We start from the raw sequence: 4206 nt of genomic DNA on the forward strand, positions 1-4206 counted from the left end.
AGTTCCTCCCGGAAGTCAGGGTGAGCAATAGCGGCCATGGCAGCGGCTCTCTCGCCTAAAGACAGGCCATGCAGATGGGCCACGCCGTACTCAGTAGCCACACACTCAACCATGGTGCGGGGGACAGATATGGTGCTGCCCCCCGGAATGGTGGGAACAATGTTGGATCTCAGATTGCCCTCCTTGTCCCTTCTGGAGGAATTGATGCAGATATAGCCCCGGCCGCCCCTGGAGCGGAAGGCGCCCTCCAGAAAGTCCATCTGGCCGCCTATGCCGGACAGCTGCCTGCTGCCTGCCGATTCGGCGTTCTCCTGTCCCATCAAGTCCAGCTGAACACCTCCATTGATGCTGATGAAATTGCTCATCTTCCCCATGCGTTCCGGGGAATGGACATGGTCCACATCGCCGGGATAGAACAGCTCCGGCTCATTTTCCAGCCAGTCATACAGCTCCTGAGAGCCCATCGCCAGGTTCCAGGTAGAGTAACCGGCATCCACCTCCTTGCGGGCGTTGGTCAGCTTTCCCGCCTTGTGGATCGCCAGGAAGGCATCGCTGATAGTGCCTGTCCAGCAGCCCAGGTCCTTCAGGTCGGATTCCGCCAGCATCTTGGCCACAGTGAAGGGAACGCCGCCTACGCCCAGCCCCAGCACAGCCCCGTCCGGGATCTCCGCCACCACATTGCGGGCAATCTGGATATCTACCGGCGAGGGGTCCTTATAGGTACGCAGAGGCAGCGGTTCATGGACCCCCTCTACGACATACGTGGCTTCCGACAGGTGGACGCGGTGGGAGCCGTTGACCCCCTGAAGCTTGGGCAGCCGCTCATTGATCTCAAAGATCACCGTACGCGCGTTTTCAAAAATCGTCCGCCAGGCATAGTTGGAAATTCCCAGGCCGCAGTAGCCGTCCCCATCCGGTTTGGACACAGGGACGAAGGCCACATCGACCCTGATATAGCTCCGGTAGAGCTCCGGCAGGGCCCGGAGCATCATAGGCAGAAACTTCACCAGCCCTCTGCTCTGCAGCTTCCGCTCATAGTCCCCGATATGCCAGCTGTAGTAGGTGAACGCGGACTGCTCCGGGTCGCGCTCCACCACCTCGATCCGGGGCCGGATCACCAGGCCGCCCCGGATCTTGACGTCTTTCAGCTCCTCTTTTCTCGCCGCAAGCGCCCGGTCCATCAGTTCGGGAAAGCCCGCGCCAAAGCCGTAATCTACCCAGTCGCCGGATCGAACCGCTTTTGCCGCCACTTCGGGAGTAACAAATTTACTCATATAGTTTTGTACCATCTTTTCTCTCCTTCCAAAATATACATCGCAATATTTCTGAAGCGCCTCATGAGCCTCGATACTCTCCTTGATCCTCATATCATTATGGTCCAAACATTCTGCCCCTGTTGTCCCATTTAAGTATAATCAATCTGTCAAGCTCTTTGCTGCCCATGCCTGCCTCAGAAATATTTTTACCTATTTTTCAACAAACACCATTCATTTCTCTAACGCGGAAAAGTCCGGCTAACATGAAGCCGGACTTTTCCGTAAAGTACCCAGACAGAAGAAATTGGGGAACTATTATGGTCAAGAATACTCTAATATTGAAAAAAGAGATCAGTCCGCCCAAATTTCCTCATCAGTGGGGATGTACATATCAGGGACCTTATAGGAAATGCGGCTCACATTCATCAGGTGGGTGAACCACAGGTTCTCGCTGATGGCGTTGTTGCCCCAGGTGCCGCAGCCCAGCGTGGTGGTGGGATTCAGACCGTTGTCCATAGCGCCGCCCAGAGCGGTGCCGCCTACCTGATTGACTGCATAGCGGGACACGTTGACGACGGTGGGAACAGCCTCGATATGCTCGGTGTTGTTGGAGTGGATGACCACGCTGTGGCCCATGCCCTCCATCTCCAGGTTGGCCCGGGCGATCTCCATGCACTCCTCCCAGGTGTCGTAGGTGAAGAGCGCCAGCATGGGGAACAGCTTCTCCTTCGCCAGGACCTCCTGACGGGCATAGCCCTTGGTGCAGCATACCAGGACCTTGGTATCCTCAGGGATCCCCTCCAGACCGGCCAAATCAGCCATCTGCTGGATCGTGGTGCCAGTCCACTCCTTGTTGAACACGCCGTCGGGGAAAGCGCTGTTGCGGACCTTGTCGGCATCGGCCTGGTTGTCAATGTAGTAAGCGCCATTCGCTCTCAGCGCGGCCACCATCTCATCTACCTTATCCTTGGGACAGATCACGTTCTGCTCACAGGTACACAGAACGCCATTGTCAAAGGTACGGCCCGCGATGACCATCTTGGCTACCTCGTCATAGTCCACATCCCGGTCCACCAGGACCTGAACATTGCCCTGGCCGACACCCAAAGCCGGTTTCCCGGAGGAGTAAGCCACCTTTACCAGACCTGGGCCGCCAGTGCAGATGCACAGATCCACGGTCTTCATCAGGCCGGCGGACAGCTCCATAGTAGGTTCTTTAATAATCTGGATCAGGTTCTTGGGCATACCCAGCTTATCCAGCGCCTCGTTCATCAGCTCAACCGCCCGGACGCCGACGCCCTTCGCGCGGGGATGGGGGCAGATAATGACGGCGTTGCCGCACTTCAGAGCGCACATGGAGTTGTGCATGGGGTTGATGACGGGGTTGGTGGTAGCGGTGACGCAGCCCACTACGCCGATGGGCTTGGCGACCTTCATAATACCATTGACCTCGTCCCGCTCAATGATCCCGCGGCTCTTCTGGTCCTTCATGCGCCACCAGGTGCTCTTGGATTTGTTCTTGCACTTGGCGATCTTGCTGTCCACGCGCCCCATCCGGGTCTCTTCCACCGCCATCTTGGCCAGTTCCTCCGCATGGTCATAAATCGCCTTACCAATCGCCTTGGCGGCAGCGTCCACCTGCTCCTGGCTCATCTTCTCAAATTCCTTCTGGGCCGCGCGCGCGGCGTCTACCAGCGACTGCAGATATTCCTGTGTATCCACGATAGTGACCTCCTAATTGTATCCTATAATCAGTTTCTCAGCCCTTCAGTGCCGCGGCAATGGACTCATCAATAATCTGGAACACGGTATCCAGAGTGGCCTCATCCACATTCAGCGGGGGGATCAGGCGGATGTTGTTGTGGTCGGCGCCGCAGTTGAGCAGCAGCAGATCACGCTTCAAAGCCTCAGCCTGGACGGCGGCGCACAGGGCCCCGTCGGGAGCGTTGTCCTCAGGCTTAACGAACTCGATGGCGTTCATCAGGCCCAGGCCGCGCACATCCCCAATGACATCGTACTTCTTCTGCAGGTCATAGAACTTGCCGCGGACAACTTCGCCCATCTTCTTCACATTCTCAAGGACGCCGCCCTCATACAGCTCTTCCAGAACCGCCAGGGAGGCCGCGCAGGAAACGGGGTTGCCGCCGTAGGTTCCGCCGTGAGCGCCCTTGGCCCACTTGTCCATGATCTCCTTCTTGCCAAAGACAGCGGACAGGGGCAGGCCGCCAGCGATGGCCTTCGCGGAGGTAAAAATGTCAGGCTCTACGCCCAGAGTCTGCCAGGCGTACAGGTTGCCGGTGCGGCCAAAGCCCGTCTGGACTTCGTCAAAGATCAGCATGATGCCGTGTTTGTCACACAGCTCACGGACATACTTCAGCCACTCCACTGGGGGGACCACATAGCCGCCCTCGCCCTGAACAGGCTCCATCATGATCGCCGCTACCATAGAGGGATCCACGATCTTCTTGAAGATCTCATCAAACTGAGTGAAATACTCCTTGGGGCACTTGCCGTCCTCCATCTTGTAGGGAGTCCGGAACAGATAGGGATACTCGGCAAAGTAGACGCTGGGCATCATGGGCTCGTAGTTCTTGCGGTAGGCAGCGTTGGAAGTGGTAATAGTCGCGGTTGCCATGGTACGGCCGTGGAAGGCGTTTTTCATGGAGATGATGACAGGACGCTGGGTTGCGTACTTCGCCAGCTTCATGGCGCCCTCGTTGGCCTCAGCTCCGGAGTTGGAGAAATACACCTTGTACTTATTGCCGGTCTTCTCCACCAGCTTCTCCATCAAAGTAGTATAGGGCTCATAGTACAGAATGTTATGTCCGGCGTGGATCAGAGTATGCAGCTGCTTCTCAGCGGCAGCGATCACCTTGGGGTGGCAGTGGCCGAGGGCGTTCGTGGCAATACCGGATGCCATATCCAGAATCTTCCGGCCATCCTCCGTATA

3 protein-coding genes are annotated in these 4206 nt (G+C 57.1%); all 3 read right to left on the reverse strand.

The genetic code is table 11. The annotated features are described in order from the left end of the window. Positions 1-1289 (reverse strand): acetyl-CoA hydrolase/transferase family protein (locus H8S11_RS13605; RefSeq protein ID WP_186853520.1); only part of this gene is annotated, 1289 nt, incomplete at its 3' end. 318 nt (positions 1290-1607) lie between these two features. Further along, complete coding sequence (locus H8S11_RS13610; RefSeq protein WP_186853521.1) at positions 1608-2978, reverse strand: aldehyde dehydrogenase family protein; 1371 nt, start codon at positions 2976-2978, stop codon at positions 1608-1610. Positions 2979-3015: 37 nt separating this feature from the next. Next, on the reverse strand, positions 3016-4206 hold a 1191-nt coding region (locus H8S11_RS13615; protein ID WP_186853522.1), incomplete at its 5' end, for an aminotransferase class III-fold pyridoxal phosphate-dependent enzyme.

This window comes from Flintibacter hominis, from assembly GCF_014287965.1.
Classification (GTDB): Bacteria; Bacillota; Clostridia; order Oscillospirales; family Oscillospiraceae; genus Lawsonibacter; species Lawsonibacter aceti.